The sequence below is a fragment of the Cupriavidus lacunae genome, assembly GCF_003353055.1.
Taxonomy (GTDB): Bacteria; Pseudomonadota; Gammaproteobacteria; order Burkholderiales; family Burkholderiaceae; genus Cupriavidus; species Cupriavidus lacunae.
This window is the reverse complement of sequence record NZ_QKWJ01000014.1, coordinates 1-15,689: the sequence shown is the minus strand read 5'-3', so window position 1 is coordinate 15,689 and position 15,689 is coordinate 1. Positions and strand designations below refer to the sequence as shown.

General features: G+C 69.4%; 15 protein-coding genes. 8 read left to right on the top strand and 7 right to left on the bottom strand.

All coding sequences use genetic code 11. From position 1 onward, the window contains the following. Positions 1 to 104: 104 nt before the first annotated feature. Positions 105 to 347 carry a hypothetical protein gene (locus tag DN412_RS13760; RefSeq protein ID WP_018308883.1) on the bottom strand — a complete coding sequence of 81 codons (243 nt, stop codon included), beginning with the start codon at positions 345 to 347 and terminating at the stop codon, positions 105 to 107. Between the two features lie 188 nt (positions 348 to 535). On the opposite strand from DN412_RS13760, the gene DN412_RS13755 reads away from it, so the two are divergent. The 3 genes from DN412_RS13755 to DN412_RS13745 are packed head-to-tail and all read left to right on the top strand — an operon-like array spanning position 536 to position 4,930. After that, a complete protein-coding gene (locus DN412_RS13755; RefSeq protein WP_115212149.1) occupies positions 536 to 1,498 on the top strand; it encodes an alpha/beta hydrolase in 963 nt (320 codons plus the stop codon). Between the two features lie 31 nt (positions 1,499 to 1,529). Then, positions 1,530 to 3,647, top strand: coding sequence for a PBP1A family penicillin-binding protein (locus tag DN412_RS13750; RefSeq protein ID WP_115212148.1), 2,118 nt, complete (start codon positions 1,530 to 1,532; stop codon positions 3,645 to 3,647). Between the two features lie 29 nt (positions 3,648 to 3,676). Continuing rightward, positions 3,677 to 4,930: an arsenic transporter gene (locus DN412_RS13745; RefSeq protein ID WP_115212147.1), complete on the top strand. Its 1,254-nt coding sequence runs from the start codon at positions 3,677 to 3,679 to the stop codon at positions 4,928 to 4,930. Between the two features lie 9 nt (positions 4,931 to 4,939). On the opposite strand, the gene DN412_RS13740 is transcribed toward DN412_RS13745, so the two are convergent. After that, positions 4,940 to 5,131, bottom strand: a complete 192-nt coding sequence (locus DN412_RS13740; RefSeq protein ID WP_115212245.1) for an arsenite efflux pump ArsB — start codon at positions 5,129 to 5,131, stop codon at positions 4,940 to 4,942. Positions 5,132 to 5,418: 287 nt separating this feature from the next. Here DN412_RS13740 and folE point away from each other — a divergent pair, with 287 nt between their 5' ends. Continuing rightward, positions 5,419 to 6,168 carry a GTP cyclohydrolase I gene (gene folE / locus DN412_RS13735; protein WP_115212146.1) on the top strand — a complete coding sequence of 250 codons (750 nt, stop codon included), beginning with the start codon at positions 5,419 to 5,421 and terminating at the stop codon, positions 6,166 to 6,168. 48 nt (positions 6,169 to 6,216) lie between these two features. After that, on the top strand, positions 6,217 to 6,660 hold the full coding sequence (locus tag DN412_RS13730; RefSeq protein WP_115212145.1) for a BLUF domain-containing protein: 444 nt from the start codon (positions 6,217 to 6,219) through the stop codon (positions 6,658 to 6,660). Between the two features lie 28 nt (positions 6,661 to 6,688). Here the strand turns inward: DN412_RS13730 and DN412_RS13725 are convergent, their stop codons facing one another. Beyond that, complete coding sequence (locus DN412_RS13725; RefSeq protein ID WP_078200834.1) at positions 6,689 to 6,943, bottom strand: hypothetical protein; 255 nt, start codon at positions 6,941 to 6,943, stop codon at positions 6,689 to 6,691. A 144-nt stretch (positions 6,944 to 7,087) separates the two neighbouring features. After that, positions 7,088 to 7,252, bottom strand: a complete 165-nt coding sequence (locus DN412_RS13720) for an FmdB family zinc ribbon protein (protein ID WP_010812787.1) — start codon at positions 7,250 to 7,252, stop codon at positions 7,088 to 7,090. 438 nt (positions 7,253 to 7,690) lie between these two features. Here DN412_RS13720 and DN412_RS13715 point away from each other — a divergent pair, with 438 nt between their 5' ends. From DN412_RS13715 to DN412_RS13705, 3 genes are all read left to right on the top strand, one after another. Beyond that, positions 7,691 to 8,338 (top strand): response regulator, encoded by a 648-nt coding sequence (locus tag DN412_RS13715; RefSeq protein ID WP_115212144.1) that lies wholly within the window; start codon positions 7,691 to 7,693, stop codon positions 8,336 to 8,338. 13 nt (positions 8,339 to 8,351) lie between these two features. Then, entirely contained in the window at positions 8,352 to 11,771 is a 3,420-nt protein-coding gene (locus DN412_RS13710) for an ATP-binding protein (RefSeq protein WP_115212143.1), read from the top strand. A 129-nt stretch (positions 11,772 to 11,900) separates the two neighbouring features. Continuing rightward, a complete protein-coding gene (locus tag DN412_RS13705) occupies positions 11,901 to 13,181 on the top strand; it encodes an MFS transporter (protein ID WP_115212142.1) in 1,281 nt (426 codons plus the stop codon). Between the two features lie 101 nt (positions 13,182 to 13,282). On the opposite strand, the gene DN412_RS13700 is transcribed toward DN412_RS13705, so the two are convergent. The 3 genes from DN412_RS13700 to DN412_RS13690 all read right to left on the bottom strand — a co-directional run bounded on the left by DN412_RS13700 (position 13,283) and on the right by DN412_RS13690 (position 15,635). After that, a complete protein-coding gene (locus tag DN412_RS13700) occupies positions 13,283 to 14,095 on the bottom strand; it encodes an SDR family oxidoreductase (protein WP_115212141.1) in 813 nt (270 codons plus the stop codon). 33 nt (positions 14,096 to 14,128) lie between these two features. Beyond that, positions 14,129 to 15,061 carry an IclR family transcriptional regulator gene (locus tag DN412_RS13695; RefSeq protein WP_115212140.1) on the bottom strand — a complete coding sequence of 311 codons (933 nt, stop codon included), beginning with the start codon at positions 15,059 to 15,061 and terminating at the stop codon, positions 14,129 to 14,131. 160 nt (positions 15,062 to 15,221) lie between these two features. After that, positions 15,222 to 15,635: a DoxX family protein gene (locus DN412_RS13690; RefSeq protein ID WP_115212244.1), complete on the bottom strand. Its 414-nt coding sequence runs from the start codon at positions 15,633 to 15,635 to the stop codon at positions 15,222 to 15,224. Positions 15,636 to 15,689: the final 54 nt, after the last annotated feature.

Sequence of the window (15,689 nt, the reverse complement as noted above, 5' to 3'; positions counted from 1 at the left end):
GGATCCGGTGCGGATCCGCTGCGGCGGCAGGCGGGCGGCTGTTGTCCGGCAACCTTATCACAGGCTAGCGGCCCTTTAGTGCCCCTGCGCCGCGCCCGGCCGCCTCAGCGTTTTTCGTCGAGCAGGTCGTTCAGGATCTCGTCGAAGGTGGCCTGGGCGTCCTCCAGCGCCTGCAGCGCCGCATCGAAGGTCTGCAGCGCCAGCTTCGACGGCTTGCCGCTGCCCTGCGGCGGATAGTGGGTCTGCAAGGCGGTAAAGGCCACCTGTACCTGCCGCGTGGCCGCAACCACGCGCTCCATTGCCTGCGCCTCTTCGGCGCGGTACTGCTCGTGCTTTTGTTCGCTCATGCCTGTTAGCTCCGGTTGGCGCGTCGTCTCGGTGGGGTGCGCGCGCCTGAATGAGGCATATCGTACAAGAACTGCGCCGGCTGGCTTGCGCCGCGGCCGCGCCCCCGGCAAAAATGAGGTAGGCTGCGCGGCTGGGCGGCAAGGCCGGCGCGCACGCGCCACGCCTGGCCGCGGCCCCGGGAATTGCCATGCCACTGAAGACCCGCCGCGCGCTGGCAGCCGCGCTGATGACCGCCAGCGGCTTTGCCTGCTACTGGACCTACCTGACGCTCAACCAGGACCGGCTGCTGTTCGACGCGCGCCGGCGCCCGCCGCGCGACCTGCCCGACGGCATCATCGGCTATTCGCACCGGATCCCCGGCGGCGTGGTGCGCGGCTATATCTATCATGCCCCCGGCGACACCGTGCGCGACCTGCTGTTCTACCTGCCAGGCCGCGGCGAAGATGTGCTCGAAACGCTGCAGTACGCGCGCTGGCTGCCTGGCGGCATGGCCTTTGCCACTTACGATTACCGCGGCCTCGGCCACTCCGACGGCCGCCCGTCCGAAGGCGCCGCCGTGGCCGACGCCAGCCAGTTCCTGCTGCATGTGCGGCGCGTCTTTCCCGGCACCCGCGTGCATGTGGTCGGACGCAGCCTGGGCACCGGCGTGGCGATCCAGCTGGCGGACCTGCAGGATTTCGAGAGCCTGCAGCTGATCACGCCCTACGATTCGATGCTCGAGCTGGTGCGCAAGCGCTTCCCGCTGGTGCCGCTGCGCCAGTTGATGCGCCACCACTTCAATTCGATCTCGCATTGCAAAAAGGTGGTGCAGAGCACCAAGGTGCTGCTGGCCGAAGCCGACGAGGTGGTGCCCCACGAATGCTCGGAACGGCTCATGGCGGCCTGGCCCGGCCCGGTGGCGCTGCAGACCGTGCCAGGCACCGATCACTTCACCATCATCGAGCGCGAGCAGACCTGGCTGTCGCTGTGCGAATTCGCCCGCCAGCACAGCCAGGCCAGGCTGCGCATGGCGGCGAACCAGGCCGAGCCGGCAACGGCCCAGCCGGCCCCGTCGACGATCGTGCCGACTGCTCCACAGACCGCCCCCGGCACCCAGCCCGTCGACCATGATGAGCTCGGCAATCCGTTGCCGCTGGCGGCCAACCGCTGATCCGGGCCGACGCAGCGGGTAAAATGCGCGCATGAAAAAATTTGCAGTCAAGGCAGGCGGCGCCGTACTGGCGCTGGCTGCAGCCGGTGTCTTGCTTGCCGGCTTTGCCGCGGTGGTCAGCCTGCGGCAGCTTCCTCCGGTCGATGCCCTGCGCGACTACCGGCCCGACGTGCCGCTGCGGATCTACACCAGCGACAACGTCCAGATCGGCGAGTTCGGCAGCGAGCACCGCGAGTTCATCCCCTTCGAGCAGATGCCCCCGCGCATGGTCCAGGCGCTGCTCGCGGCCGAGGATGACCAGTTCTACGAGCACGAGGGCGTCGACATCCCGGGCGTGTTCCGCGCCGCGCTGGCCAACCTGGGCCAGGGCTACGCGCAAGGCGCCTCCACCATCACCATGCAGGTGGCGCGCAACTTCTACCTGTCGCGCGAAAAGACGCTGGCGCGCAAGTGGTATGAAATGCTGCTGGCCTGGCGCATCGACCAGTCCCTGCCGAAGGACCGCATCCTCGAGCTGTACATGAACCAGGTCTACCTGGGCGAGCATGCTTATGGCTTCGGCAGCGCCGCGCATGCGTACTTCGGCAAGCCGCTGGCGTCGCTGTCGCTGGCCGAGACCGCGATGCTGGCGGGCCTGCCCAAGGCGCCCTCGAGCATGAACCCGGTGGTCAACTTCCCGCGCGCCAAGCGGCGCCAGGAATATGTGCTGGGCCGCATGCTGGCGCTGGGCATGATCAGCCAGGACGACTACCGCGAGGCCCGCACCGCGCACCTGGTGCTCACCGACGACGGCCCCGGCAGCTTTGCCGGGCATGCGGAGTATGTGGCCGAACTGGCGCGCCAGCTGGCGCGCGAGCGCTTTGGCGACGAGGCCTATACGCGCGGCCTGAACGTCTACACCACGGTGTCGTCGGTGCGCCAGACGCTGGCCTATGATGCCGTGCACGGCGGGCTGGAGGGCTATGCGCGCCGCCACCGCCAGTACGTCAAGGACTTGTCGCAGGGCCCGCAGGCCGCGCTGGTGTCTCTGGACAGCGCCACCGGGGCGATCGAATCGATGGTGGGCGGCACCGACTTTGCCGCCAGCCGCTTCAACCACGCCACCCAGGCGCAGCGCCAGCCGGGCTCGACCTTCAAGCCCTTTGTCTATGCCGCAGCGCTGGAACGCGGCGTGTCGCCCGGCACGCTGATCAACGACGCGCCGCTGGCCAACGGGTCGCGCTGGCAGCCGTCCAATGACGACGGGCGCTTTGTCGGCCCCGTCACCGTGCGCCAGGCGCTGGCCGAATCGCGCAACCTGCCCGCGATCCGCACACTGCAGGCGATCGGCATCCCCTACACGGTGGAATTCGCCAGCCGCTTCGGTTTTTCGCCCAAGCGGCTGCCGCGCTACCTGCCGCTGGCGCTGGGCACCGGCACCACCTCGCCGCTGCGCCTGGCCGCGGCCTATGGCGTGTTCGCCAACGGCGGCCATCGCGTTGAACCCTATCTGATCGCGCGCATCACCGACAGCGAAGGCAACGTGCTGTTCTCCGCCGACGCTGGCGCCAGGGACCGCGCCACGCCGGCGCCCGTGATCAGCGCGCGCAATGCCTTTGTCATGGACAGCCTGCTGCGCAGCGTGGTCGACGACGGTACTGGCGCCGGCGTGCGCCGCTACCTGCGCCGCGACGACGTGGCCGGCAAGACCGGCACCACCAACGACTCGGTCGACGGCTGGTTCGCGGGCTACGCCGGCGGCGTGGTCACGGTGGCGTGGATGGGCTACGACGACAACCGTAGCCTGGGCGAGCATGAATTCGGCGCCACCAGCGCATTGCCGGTGTGGGCCGCCTACATGGAAGGCCGCCTCGCGGGCGTGCCGGTGCCCGACACCGCGGCGCCCGCCGGCGTGGTGCGCGTGGGCGACGACTGGATGTACGCGGAGTATGCCGACGGCAGCCACGGCGTTGCGTCGATCGGCTTCCCGCCGCCGGCACCGGCAGCGCCGCCGCTGGCGGACCCGGTCGCCAGCAACCTTGGCGAGCCCGCCCCTGGGTCGCCTGGGGCGCCTGCCGCGGCCGGACCGACGCCCGTCACCAGCGAGGCAAGCGGCCTGCCGGCGCGTGACGCCGCCACGCCGGTAGTCCCCGCCGACGCCAGCCTGTAGACTTCCGGATTTCCACACTCCCGATCCCGATGTCCAGCCACAGCCCGCTGCTGATCTGGTCGGTCGCCGCGCTGACCACGGCCGGCGTCCTGTTCCGCCCGTTCCGCCTGCCCGAGGCGTTCTGGGCCGCCGGCGGCGCGCTACTGCTCTGCGCCACCGGCCTGCTGGCGCTGCCCGACGCACTCGCGGCAGTGCTGCGCGGCTACGACGTGTACCTGTTCCTGGCCGGCATGATGCTGATCTCCGAACTGGCCCGCAAGACCGGGCTGTTCGACCATGTTGCCGCGCTCGCCGTGCGCCAGGCGCGCGGCTCGGCGCTGCGGCTGTTTCTGCTGGTGTACGGCTTCGGCACGCTGGTGACGGCGTTCATGTCCAACGACGCCACCGCCGTGGTGCTGACGCCCGCGGTGCTGGCCGCCACCCGCGCCGCGCGGGTCCGGCATCCGCTGCCCTACCTGTACGCGTGCGCCTTTATCGCCAATGCCGCCAGCTTCGTGTTGCCGATCTCCAACCCGGCCAACCTGGTGATCTTCGGCGAGCGCATGCCGCCGCTGGCGGGCTGGCTGGCGAGCTTCGCGCTGCCGTCGCTGGCCGCGGTGCTGGCCACGCTGGCGGCGCTGTGGTGGACGCAGCGCGCGGCGCTGGCCGAGCCCATCGAACACGACGTGCCGGTGCCGCCGCTGTCGCTGCAGGCCTGGCTGACGGCGCTGGGCATCGTGCTCACCGGCCTGGTCCTGCTGGGAGCTTCGCTGCGCGGCGACGCGCTCGGCTGGCCGACCTGCGCGGCGGGCGTGGCCACGCTGCTGCTGGTCTGCGCCACCCGGCGCGAGCTGCTGGTGCCGGCGCTGCGCGAGGTCTCATGGGGGGTGCTGCCGATGGTGGCGGGGCTGTTCGTGCTGGTGGCGGCGCTGGAGCAGACCGCGGTGATCCGTCACCTGGCCGATGCTGTCGCAGCGGCGTCGCGCGACGGCGGCGCGCTGGCCCTGCTGGGCGTGGGCGCGGTGGTGGCACTGGCGGGCAATATCGCCAACAACCTGCCGGCCGGCCTGATCGCGGCCTCGGCGTTGACGGCCGGGCATGCCTCGCATGCCGTGACCGGCGCGGTGCTGGTCGGCATCGACCTGGGCCCCAACCTGTCCGTCACCGGCTCGCTGGCCACGCTGCTGTGGCTCGCGGCGCTGCGGCGCGAAGGGCATATGGTCAGCGCCGCCCAGTTCCTGCGCGTGGGGGCCGTGGTCATGCCGGCAGCGATGCTGCCGGCGCTGGCGCTTTTGCTGCTTTAAACGGCTGCCTCAGCCGGTGGCGGCGTCATTGGCCGCGGGGGTGTTGCCAGCCGGCAGCAGTGGCCGGCGCAGGCCGGTCACGCCATGGCGCACCGCGCTGGCGTGGTGTTCGGCCACCCCCGTTTCCACCGGCGTGGCCGGCAACGGCACTGTCACCACATGGAGCAGCATCAGGCTGCTGCACGGAAAGGCAATCGGCATGATTAGGTGGATCCCGACAAAAGTCAGGCCGCGCATCTCTGCGGCCGGGCACCGGCAGCCTTCAGAGGCCGCCTGGACACATACGTTGTGCAAACATTATGTGCGCTTGTCGGCGTTGCGCGGCGCGGGCTTGAGCGATGTCATGAACTATTCACGGAGCGGTGTCCCGGTGTGGCGTAATCGGCCCACCGCCCCGCACTTTTCCATGCCCCGCACGGGTTGTGAGGCCACGGCATCTGCCATATAGTGAATCCGGCACACCCCCACGCCACCCCATCACGCAGACCATGACCAGCAAGGACGCGACGCACCGCGCGAAGGACAGCAACGACGGCGACGAAGCCGGCCACCCTCACGCCCACAGTGTCTCGGCCCGCATCCGCGCACGGCTTGAGGCCGCGCAGGAGCGCTTTCACGCCAACGACAATATCTCGCGCTACCTCGAGCCCGGCGAGATGGAGCAACTGCAGGCCGAAGTGCAGGCGCGCATGGAAGACGTGCTGCGCGCGCTGGTGATCGATGTCGACAACGACCACAACACGCAGGAAACCGCGCGCCGCGTCGCCAAGATGTACCTGAAGGAAATCTTTGCCGGCCGCTACGCCAAGGCGCCGCCGGTGACCGAGTTCCCCAATGTGGGCCAGCTCAACGAGCTGATGATCGTGGGTCCGCTGCGCGTGCGCAGTGCCTGCTCGCATCACCTGTGCCCGATCATCGGCAAGCTGTGGGTGGGGGTGATGCCGAACCAGCATTCCAACCTGATCGGTCTGTCCAAGTACGCGCGCCTGGCCGAATGGATCATGTGCCGCCCGCAGATCCAGGAAGAGGCGGTGGCGCAGGTGGCCGACCTGCTGCAGGAAAAGATGAATCCCGACGGCCTCGCCATCGTGATGGAGGCCGAGCACTTCTGCATGCACTGGCGCGGCGTACGCGACACCGACGCCAAGATGACCAACAGCGTGATGCGCGGCTCGTTTCTGAAGGACGACAGCCTGCGCCGCGAATTCCTCACGCTGCTGAACCATAACCGCGGCTAGGCCGCTTGCCCGAGCCTCGCCCAGCCGCAATCACCGAGCGCCACGACCATGCTAGTCCGCCTGCTCTATGCCAGCCGTGCCCGCCAGGCCATCGACGCCGCCATGCTCGACGCCATCCTGGCCACCAGCCTCGAACGCAATCCGCGCCACGGCATCACCGGCGTGCTGTGCCACGGCAGCGGCATCTTCCTGCAGGCGCTGGAAGGCGACCGGCAGGATGTGTCGCAGCTGTTCCAGTCGATCGCACGCGACCCGCGCCACCACGACGTGACACTGCTGCATTTCGAGGAAACCTGCACGCGCGACTTTGCCGGCTGGGCGATGGGCCAGGTCAATGCGGCACGCATCAATACCGCCACCCTGCTCAAGTTCTCCGCGCGCGCCGAGCTCGATCCGTACCGGACCAGCGGCGCCGCCTCGCTGGCGCTGCTCAAGGAGCTGATCGCCGGCGCGTCGGTGGTGTCGCGCGCCAGCGAACGCGGACGGCACTGAGCCGCGCCGCGCTGCTGTCACCGGAGCGCTAGGCCGTCACCTGGCCGAACAGGCCGCACTCCAGGTCGCTTTCGAACTCCTCCATCCAGACCGAGCCTGGGCCGGCGTCGTAGACGCTGGTCTTGTCCGTGCCGACCCGGCGCACGCTGACGCGCCGGGTGCCCGAGCCATTGCTGTCATCGGTGATATCGAACATCTCGGCCGCCAGCCCCACATGCCTGCACGCTTCCAGGGCCTGTTGCTGCTCGTCGGCGGGAAATTCGGTGAACGGTCTCGTTGCCATGGCATCCTCCGTCAAGGTTGAGATCGCCGCTTGCGCGCAGCGCGGACGCGCGTGGCACGAAATGCGCCACGCATAAAGCAGGGCGTGCACCGGCGCTGGGCCGGCGGCACGTCCACACCCTCCTGGGACGTTGTTATCTGAAACTCAGCTCTTGCGCTGGGTCACTGCCACGAACGGGGCCGGTGCGTGCTGGACGGACTGGCTGCCGCAGTTCGGGCAGTTTGGATGGGCAGAGGCATGTTCCGCGAGATGCTCGGTTTTCTCGAACATATGGCCGCACTTCTCGCAGCGGTATTGATAGACAGGCATTGCATTCCCCCACGCGGTGCACACGCCGCGGGGCGCGTGTCAGCTTCATTCTAGGACAGCGGCCCGCCCCTCGAAGCGTGAAAGTTCGACCCTGTCGGGCGGGTGCGCGGCGATGTCGTCGCGGATTCACTTTCCCTTGTGCCACCCCGCATTCGATGCGCCTTGCGCCGCGCATTGACATGCCTCAAACGCTTTGTCGCCGAACAGGCGCCGTCATGGTGCGCAAACCCAGGTCAAGCCCCGCGGCATGCCGCCGTTCTTCATGGCACGTCATCCATTTTCGCAATCGGCCGTGTCCACGCGCGCCCTGCAAGTTCCCTGAACTAGCTGAATTACGATTCAACGGAACGCGCAATCTGGCCAGAATGCGGGATTTGTGATGACGCAATCGCCCGGCGCAACCGACAGACCCGGTTGCCCCCTCATCCGGAGATAGCTATGTACGACGGAATCCTGCGCGTGGCCCTGGCGGACGACCACCCGCTGGTCGTGGCCGCGCTGCGCGACTGCCTGCTGCGCAACGCCAGCGTCCAGATCAGTTGCGAATGCCGCAACGGCACCGAGTTGCTGGGCGCGCTGGACCGGCATCCCGCCGATATCGCCATCACCGATTTCTGCATGGGCCACGGCGATGCCTCGCTGGACGGCTTCAACCTGCTGAGCCGCCTGGCGCGGCGCCACCCGCTGACGCGCGTGGTGGTGATCAGTGCCCAGTCCAATCCCGCCATCATCCGCCGCGCCATGAAGCTGGGCGTGCGCGCCTTCGTCAGCAAGGAAGACCCGCTCGAGGAAGTAGTGCGCGCCTGCGCCCATGTCGCGTTCAGCAACACCTGCTTCTGCTCGCCCGCGGTGCACGCCGTGCTCCAGCACGCGGCGATCGCCGGCCTACCCGCAAGGGAGCTGACGCAACGCGAACTGGAGGTGGTCCGGCTCTATGCGCAAGGCGCGCAGTTGACCGACATCGCCGGCAAGCTGGGGCGCTCGGTCAGCACCATCTCCAGCCAGAAAACCGTGGCCATGCGCAAGCTGGGCGTGCAGACCAATACCGGCCTGATCCGCTACGCCTATGAAAACGGCCTGATCTGACGCGCCCGGATCCATGCAGCAAGCCCTCGACCGCACCCGGGACACGCTGGCCAGCGCCTTCGACACGCTTGCCGACCATGCCCGCCGCCAGCAGCACCTGTACTCGGTGACCATCGCGGGACTGGTCGCCATCGTGCTGTTTTCCGGCACGCTGCTGGCCGGGCTGGCGGCAGACCAGCACCTGGACTACCGGCGCAGCCACGTTGCGCACTATGCCGGCGCGGTGTCGCAACAGCTGCACAATGAGTCGTCGTTCCTGCGCCGTACCGTGCTGAGCATCCGCTACTACCTCAACCCAAACGCGCCCGCGGCGAACCCGTCGCGCGATGCCGGCCTCGATGCCTTCCGGCGCACCGGCACCGCCAGTCTTCACATCGATGCCGTGCGCAAGGACTACCATCTGCTGGCTACCGATGCCACGCGCCAGGCCTGGGGCGCGGGGCTGCCGGCACAGTACCTGCGCCTGCGCCAGATCGCAATGGCCGCGGTGGCCACGCAGCAGGCATTCGACCTGGACCACGGGGCCTACGCGATCTCGCTGGGCGAGGACAGCGTTGTCGTCATCCGCCAGCCGGACGCCAATGCGCGCGCGCCGCTATCGCTCGATCCGGCATGGATACCGCAGCTGCGCACGCGGCTGACCCAGGCGCTGCTGGACCGCACCGGCCACGCCGTGCCGGCGCGCGACGAACAGGTCTGGGTAGGGCCGCTGCGCGATCCGGTGGACGACTCGCTCGTCATGGTGCTGGCCGGCGCCGCCTATACCGGCGATGCCGGCGATGGACCCACCATGCTGGTGGCGGCCAGCGTGCCCGTCCAGGCTTTCCTGGCCGGCCTGCAGCGGCCGCAGGACACCGCGCTGCTGGCGCTGCTCAACGACGCAGACGCGATCATCGACGTGTGGCCGCACGACGCCGCCATGCCCGCGGCCAGCGTCAGCGACATCGCCGCGCGGGTCCGCGACCTGCCACGCAACGCGCTGCGGCTCACGCGCTCGGGCATCGCCCTGGCGCAGCCGTTGCAGGCGGGCTTCGGCCTGCTGGTCTACCACCTCCCGTACCGCCTGCTGGGCGCCGCGCTGGCGGCGGAGCTGGCCGTGATCGCCGGCGCCATGCTGCTCCTGACCGGCGCCATCGCGCTGGCGGCGCGGTACTGGAGCCGTCACCTGCTGCGGCGCACGCATGCCGAGGCCTCGCGCGCGCTGGAAAGCGAGCTGATGAACCAGGTGCTGGTCAGCGCCACGCCGGTCGGCCTGTGCATCGTGCGCCAGCACGACTACGCCGTGCTGACCTCCAACTCTCTGGCAGAGACGCTGCTGCCGCCGCCGCACGGACGTTTGCCCGCCGCGGTGGCGGATGCATTGGACCGGCAGCCACGCGGTGCAGGCAATGGGCACGCATCCGTCTCCAGCGTTACGGTCGCGGTGGAAGACCCGCCCGGTCACGACGATGCCGCGCAACGCTTCCTGCAGGTCACCTACGCGCCCGCGCGCTACCACGATGAAGCGGTGTTGTTCTGCGCAGTACAGGACTGCACCGCGCAGCAGGCGCTGCAGGAGCAGTTGCGCTCCGCCCAGCGGGCCACCGAAGCCATGCTGCGCGTGCGCTCGACCTTCTTTGCCGCGATGAGCCACGAGATCCGCACGCCGCTGAACGCGCTGCTGGGCAACCTGGAACTGCTGGCGCGCAGCAGCGGCCTGGAGGCGCACGCGCCGCGGCTGCGCGCGCTCGATACCGCCGCCGAGGCGCTGCGCCGCATCGTCAACGATGTGCTGGACTTCTCCAAGATCGATGCCGGCCAGCTCGCGCTGGTCAATGCGCCGTTCCGCCCCGTCGATGCGCTGGAAAGCCTGGCGTTGACCTATGCGCCGATGGCGGCGGGCCGTCCCATCCGCTTCTGCCTGCACCTGTCGCCATCGCTGGACGCGGAGGTCCTGGGCGACCGCACGCGGCTGGTGCAGGTGTTCAACAACCTGCTGAACAACGCCTTCAAGTTCACCGCCAGCGGCCGCATCACGATGAGCGGCGAACTGAAGCAGGCGGAACACGGCACCCGGCGGCTGGTCTGCCGCGTCAGCGATTCCGGCATCGGCATGGCGCCGGCGCTCGCGGCGCGCGTGTTCCAGCCGTTCGTGCAGGGCGATGCCGTGACGGCCAGCCGCTACGGCGGCACCGGCCTCGGGTTGTCGATCTGCGCACGGCTGTGCGAGCTGATGGGCGGCAGCATCCGCGTGGACAGCGTGTCGGACGTGGGCAGCGCATTCACGGTTTCGGTGCCGCTGCCGCTGGCCGCCGAGGCAGTGCAGGCGAGCGCGCCGGCCGCCGTGGCGCGACATGGCCATGTGATGGTGCTGTGCCGCGATGCACGCGCCGGCGAATCGCTCGAAGCGTGGCTAGCCACCGCGGGCTGGCGCACCGATGTCATGGAGTCCCTGGCCGCTGCGCAGGAATGCGCGCAGCGCAATGCGCCCGATGTCATCGTCGCCACCGATGAGTATCCGCTGGCCGCGCTGGCCGCCGTGCGCCACGCCGCACCGGTCCCGCTGGTATGGGTGTCGACGGAAGGCCCGCATCGCCCACGCCAGTGCGCGCCCGGCATCCTCGAAGTCTCGGCCTTCAGCCACCGCGCGCTGCTCGATGGCGTGGACGCGGCTGCCGGCGCAACGCCGTTGGCGGTGCCAGCTCCGGGCGCCGCCCCCGCGGCCCGCGCACTGCCCGCACCATCGTCGGCCGCGCTGACGATCCTGGTCGCCGAAGACAATCCGCTCAACCAGTCCCTGATCGCCGAACAACTGCAGGCCCTCGGCTGCCGGCCGATCGTCACCGGCAACGGCACGCAGGCGCTGGCCGTGCTGGAGTCCACGCGTGTCGACGCGGTGCTGACCGATCTCCATATGCCGGGGATGGACGGCCAGGCCTTGCTGAACGCAGTCCATGCGCGACATCCGGGCCTGCCGGTACTGGCCTTCAGCGCGATGGCGTGCAGCGAGCCCGCACAGGACTGGCGCCTGCGCGGGTTCTCCGGCTATGTCGCCAAGCCGGCATCGTTGCAGGACCTGGAAGCATGCCTGCACAACCTGCCCGGCCGCAGCCACGCCGCGGTGCCATCCGAACACGATGGCGTCCCGGCAACCGCTGCCGAAGCCAGCGACCGCCGCCGCTATGAAGATACGCTGCGCCAGCAGTTGCAGCAGGACCTGCCGGCGCTGGCCGGCATCCTCGCGCAGCAGGACCTGCCGGCCCTGCGGCACTGGGTGCACGCCGTGGCCGGCGCCTTCATGATCGTGCGCCGCCAGTCCATTGTCAGAGAATGCCGCGCACTCGAAACCCTGTGTGACGCCGCGCAGACCTGGCCCCCCGCCGCCACGGCCGCCGCCGAAGCCCTGTACAAGCGGCTGCAGCGCTACGCACAAGGCGCCGCGACCGCACACTAGCGCCCCGCCTTACCACAACTGGCGGATTTGCGAGCAGCGCCACGCGCGACGATAATGGCAACGCCGCGCCGTGGCCTTGCTGGCCAGGCGCCCCGCTCCTGGCGCGGTATTGTCTTCAATGTCTCCCCCATGCAGCCAGAACAAGGCCTTCCCCAGCCACAGCGGACCTGGGCGATCCTCACCGTTTTCTTCGGCCTGATCATGGCCGTGCTCGATGGCTCGATCGCCAATATCGCCCTGCCGTCGATCTCGCGCGAGCTGCNCCGGGCGGGGCTCGCCACCTTCCTGGTGGGCTCGCTGCTGTGCGCGCTGGCGGTCAACCTGCCGATGCTGGTCGCCGCGCGCGTGCTGCAGGGCATCGGCGGCGCCGGCATCATGAGCGTCAACACGGCGCTGGTGCGTTTTATCTACCCGCCCACGCGCCTGGGCCGCGGCATCGGCCTAAACGCGCTGGTGGTCGGCGTGACCATCGCCGTGGGGCCGTCGCTGGGCGCGCTGATCCTGGCGGTGGCCAGCTGGCAATGGCTGTTCGCGGTGAATGTGCCGGTGGCCATCGTCGCGCTGGCGCTGAGCCGCACCTCGTTGCCGGCCACGCCACCGCAGCCGCGTGATTTCGACTACCGCAGCGCGCTGCTGTCGGCGCTGGTGTTCGGCATGTTCATCCTCAGCGTGGACGGTTTGGGTCACTCCGCCTGGCGCATCGCCGGCGCCGCGGGCCTGGCCGTGGCGGTGGTGCTGGGCTGGCTGCTGGTGCGGCGCCAGCACGGACGCGCCGCGCCGCTGGTGCCGGTGGACCTGTTCGCCAACCGCGCCTTCACGCTGGCGGTGGGCACCTCGTTCTGCTCGTTCATGACGCAGATGCTGGCCTTTATTGCCCTGCCGTTCTATCTCGAATACCAGCTCGGCCGCTCCTTGCAGCAAACCGGCCTGCTGATCACGCCGTGGCCGCTGATGGTGGCGGTGATGGCGGCAATCTCGGGCCGGCTGTCGGACCGCTATCCGGCCAGCATCCTGGCCGGCATCGGCCTGGCCATGCTGGGCGGCGGGCTGGTCGGCCTGGCCACGCTGGGGCCCGATGCCAGCAGCTTCGACATCGCCTGGCGCATGGCCATGTGCGGCACCGGCTTCGGCTTCTTCCAGTCGCCCAACAACCGCGCCATGATCGGCGCCACGCCGCCCGAGCGCAGCGGTGGCGCCAGCGGCGCGCAGGCCACCACGCGACTATTGGGCCAGACCACCGGCACCGCGGTGGTGGCGCTGCTGTTCAGCCTGGCGCCGACCGGCGCGGCGCGCATTGCCCTGTATGTGGCGGCGGTGGTGGCGGCGCTCGGGGCGGTGATCAGTCTGAGCAGGTTGCGGGATGCTGGCGGCGCGGAGCCGGCGCGCGGGGCGATGGAGCCGGATGCCTGATCAGCGGGCAATCCACGGGCGGCAGCAAGACCGCTGACCTTTCAGATCCCGATTGCGCGCGCCCCCGCCTCCTTCACCACCCGCGCCCACTTCGCAATCTCTCAGACCGCGATGCCGCCGAACTCCTGCATCACCTTGTCATGCAGGCGACGCATGCCGCGCAGCCAGCGGTCGTAGTCCTGGCCCTTGCGGCGATAGTACTCAAGCACTTCCGGGTGCGGCAGGATCAGGAAGCGCTCGTCGGCCACGCCTTCCAGCGTCACCGCCGCGACATGCTCGGCGGTGACCGAGCCCTCTTGCAGGAAGCCCTTGCGCTCGCCCTTCTCGCCGAACAGCATATTGGTCTGCACGCCCTGCGGACAGATGCAGCTGACCTTGATGCCGCGCTCGCCGTAGGTGATCGACAGCCACTCGGCAAAGCCGATGGCGGCGTGCTTGGTCACCGCATATGGCGCCGAGCCGATCTGCGACAGCAGGCCCGCGGCCGATACCGTGTTGATGAAGTAGCCGTCGCCGCGCTCCAGCATCTGCGGCAGCACCGCCTTGGCCGCATGGATATGCGCCATCACGTTGATTTCCCAGATGCGCTGCCACTCATCGGCGCTCGCATCCAGCCCCTTGCGCAGGATGATGCCGGCGTTGGAGCAGAAGATCTCGACCTGGCCGAAGCGGCGCGTGGCCTCGTCGGCCAGGCCCTGCACGGCGGCGGCGTCGGCCACGTCGACCGGCTGGGCGAACACCTGGCAGGCCGGCACCGCGGCCTGGACCTCGGCGGCGACGGTGGCGGCGCCGGCCGCGTTCAGGTCGGCCACGGCCACGCCGCGCGCGCCGGCCTGCGCGAAGGCCAGCGCCAGCGCGCGTCCGATACCGGTGGCCGCGCCGGTTACCACGACGGTCTTGTTGCGTACATCCATGGGTTGTCTCCTCGTTGAATTCGGATGTCCGGGTCAGCCGTTCGATGCGTCGGCCCGGGTGCATGGGCCAGGCTCAGGCTGCGCGGAGGTAGAACGCGCGGTCGCACGCGCGCCGCCCGGCTGCCACAGCCGCGCCTGCAGGGTCTCGGCGAGGTCGCGCACGCGCGGGCCCAGGTTGCTTTCCAGGATTTCCGGCGACAGCCGCGCCGCGGCCCCGCCGATATTCAGCGCCAGCACCTCGCTGCTGCCCGCCAGCCGCAGCGGCGCGGCGGCGCCGCTGACGGTGCGGTCCCATTCGGCATGTGCCACGCAGAAACCGCGCCGCGCGTGGTCGCGCAGCGCGCGGTCGATGCCGGCGCGCAAGGCGGCCCAGCGCGCGCCGTAATGACGCGCCAGTTCCGCCAGCGCGGCCTCGCGGTGGTCGGCATCCAGCCCGGCCAGCCAGGCGCGGCCGATCGCGGAGGTTGCCATCGGCAGGCGCGCCCCCGGCGCCAGCCGGATCACCAGCGCGCCGCGCGGCTGGCAGCTTTCCAGGTAGACCATGGCATCGCGGTCCGGCATGGCCAGCGCCACCGTGCAGTCGGTGGCAAAGGCCAGCGACTGCATCAGCGGCTGCGCGATCTCGCGGATGCCGGCGCCGCCCACATAGCGGTGGCCGAGCACCATGGCGCCCTGCCCCAGCCGGTATTTCTCGGTGGCTTCGATGTAGGTCAGGTAGCCGAGCGTGGCCAGCGTATAGGTCAGCCGCGATACGGTCGGACGCGGGATGCCGGTGCGCCGCGACAGTTCGGCATTGCCCAGGTAGTCGTCCTGCGGCCCGAAGGCGCGCAACAGTTCCATGCCGCGTGCCAGCGCGGTGACGAAGTTGCGGTCGTCGGCGCAGGCATGGCCCGCCTGTGCATCGGCCGGCACCAGACTGTGCGCGGCGTCTGGCGGCGGGACCGGAATGGTAGTGGTGCGTTTCATGGGCAAACGGTCGGCAAGAGAACACTAGATTGCGGCAACGGAGCTGCCCAGGCGACCGCTATGTAGGGAAATCATGTGCGCGAGAGACGGCGTTCATGGATACGAATCAGCCGCATGTCGCGGCTTTAGCCGTCAACGACATGAGCCAAAACCCGACTCCCTAGCCCGCGCTCAGCGATGCAGCCCGGCCAACGCGCGCGTCCAGACTGAAGGCGCCGGCGCCGAAGTACGCAATCTGAAGGAGGCCACCGGCCATCATCACGTTCTTCAGGAAGTGAATCATCTGGTTCTGGTCGCCGAAGTTGCTGTGGAAGAAGACCGCCGTGGCCACACAGAACACCGCCATCACCAGCGACGCCAGGCGGACCCGATAGCCGGACAACAGCATCAGGCCGCCGCCCACCTCGATCGCCACAGCGACGATAAAGGCGAGGGGTGCCGCCGGCAGGCCGATGGCCGAGATATAGCCAACCGTTCCCGCGTAGGCCCCCAACTTGCCCAGCCCGCTCCAGAGAAACGAATTGAAGACGGCTGCCGTGAGGGGGCCATTATCATGAAGCTGTCCCCACGGGATGGATCTGGAAGCCAAGGGCAGTCGCGCGGCGCCGTAGCGCGGCGATGCTGCGCT

Bases quoted from the DNA above. Each gene is read 5' to 3' on its own strand.
- DN412_RS13760 (WP_018308883.1), bottom strand. From the start codon at position 347: ATGAGCGAACAAAAGCACGAGCAGTACCGCGCCGAAGAGGCGCAGGCA.
- DN412_RS13755 (WP_115212149.1), top strand. From the start codon at position 536: ATGCCACTGAAGACCCGCCGCGCGCTGGCAGCCGCGCTGATGACCGCC.
- DN412_RS13750 (WP_115212148.1), top strand. From the start codon at position 1,530: ATGAAAAAATTTGCAGTCAAGGCAGGCGGCGCCGTACTGGCGCTGGCT.
- DN412_RS13745 (WP_115212147.1), top strand. From the start codon at position 3,677: ATGTCCAGCCACAGCCCGCTGCTGATCTGGTCGGTCGCCGCGCTGACC.
- DN412_RS13740 (WP_115212245.1), bottom strand. From the start codon at position 5,131: ATGCCGATTGCCTTTCCGTGCAGCAGCCTGATGCTGCTCCATGTGGTG.
- folE (WP_115212146.1), top strand. From the start codon at position 5,419: ATGACCAGCAAGGACGCGACGCACCGCGCGAAGGACAGCAACGACGGC.
- DN412_RS13730 (WP_115212145.1), top strand. From the start codon at position 6,217: ATGCTAGTCCGCCTGCTCTATGCCAGCCGTGCCCGCCAGGCCATCGAC.
- DN412_RS13725 (WP_078200834.1), bottom strand. From the start codon at position 6,943: ATGGCAACGAGACCGTTCACCGAATTTCCCGCCGACGAGCAGCAACAG.
- DN412_RS13720 (WP_010812787.1), bottom strand. From the start codon at position 7,252: ATGCCTGTCTATCAATACCGCTGCGAGAAGTGCGGCCATATGTTCGAG.
- DN412_RS13715 (WP_115212144.1), top strand. From the start codon at position 7,691: ATGTACGACGGAATCCTGCGCGTGGCCCTGGCGGACGACCACCCGCTG.
- DN412_RS13710 (WP_115212143.1), top strand. From the start codon at position 8,352: ATGCAGCAAGCCCTCGACCGCACCCGGGACACGCTGGCCAGCGCCTTC.
- DN412_RS13700 (WP_115212141.1), bottom strand. From the start codon at position 14,095: ATGGATGTACGCAACAAGACCGTCGTGGTAACCGGCGCGGCCACCGGT.
- DN412_RS13695 (WP_115212140.1), bottom strand. From the start codon at position 15,061: ATGAAACGCACCACTACCATTCCGGTCCCGCCGCCAGACGCCGCGCAC.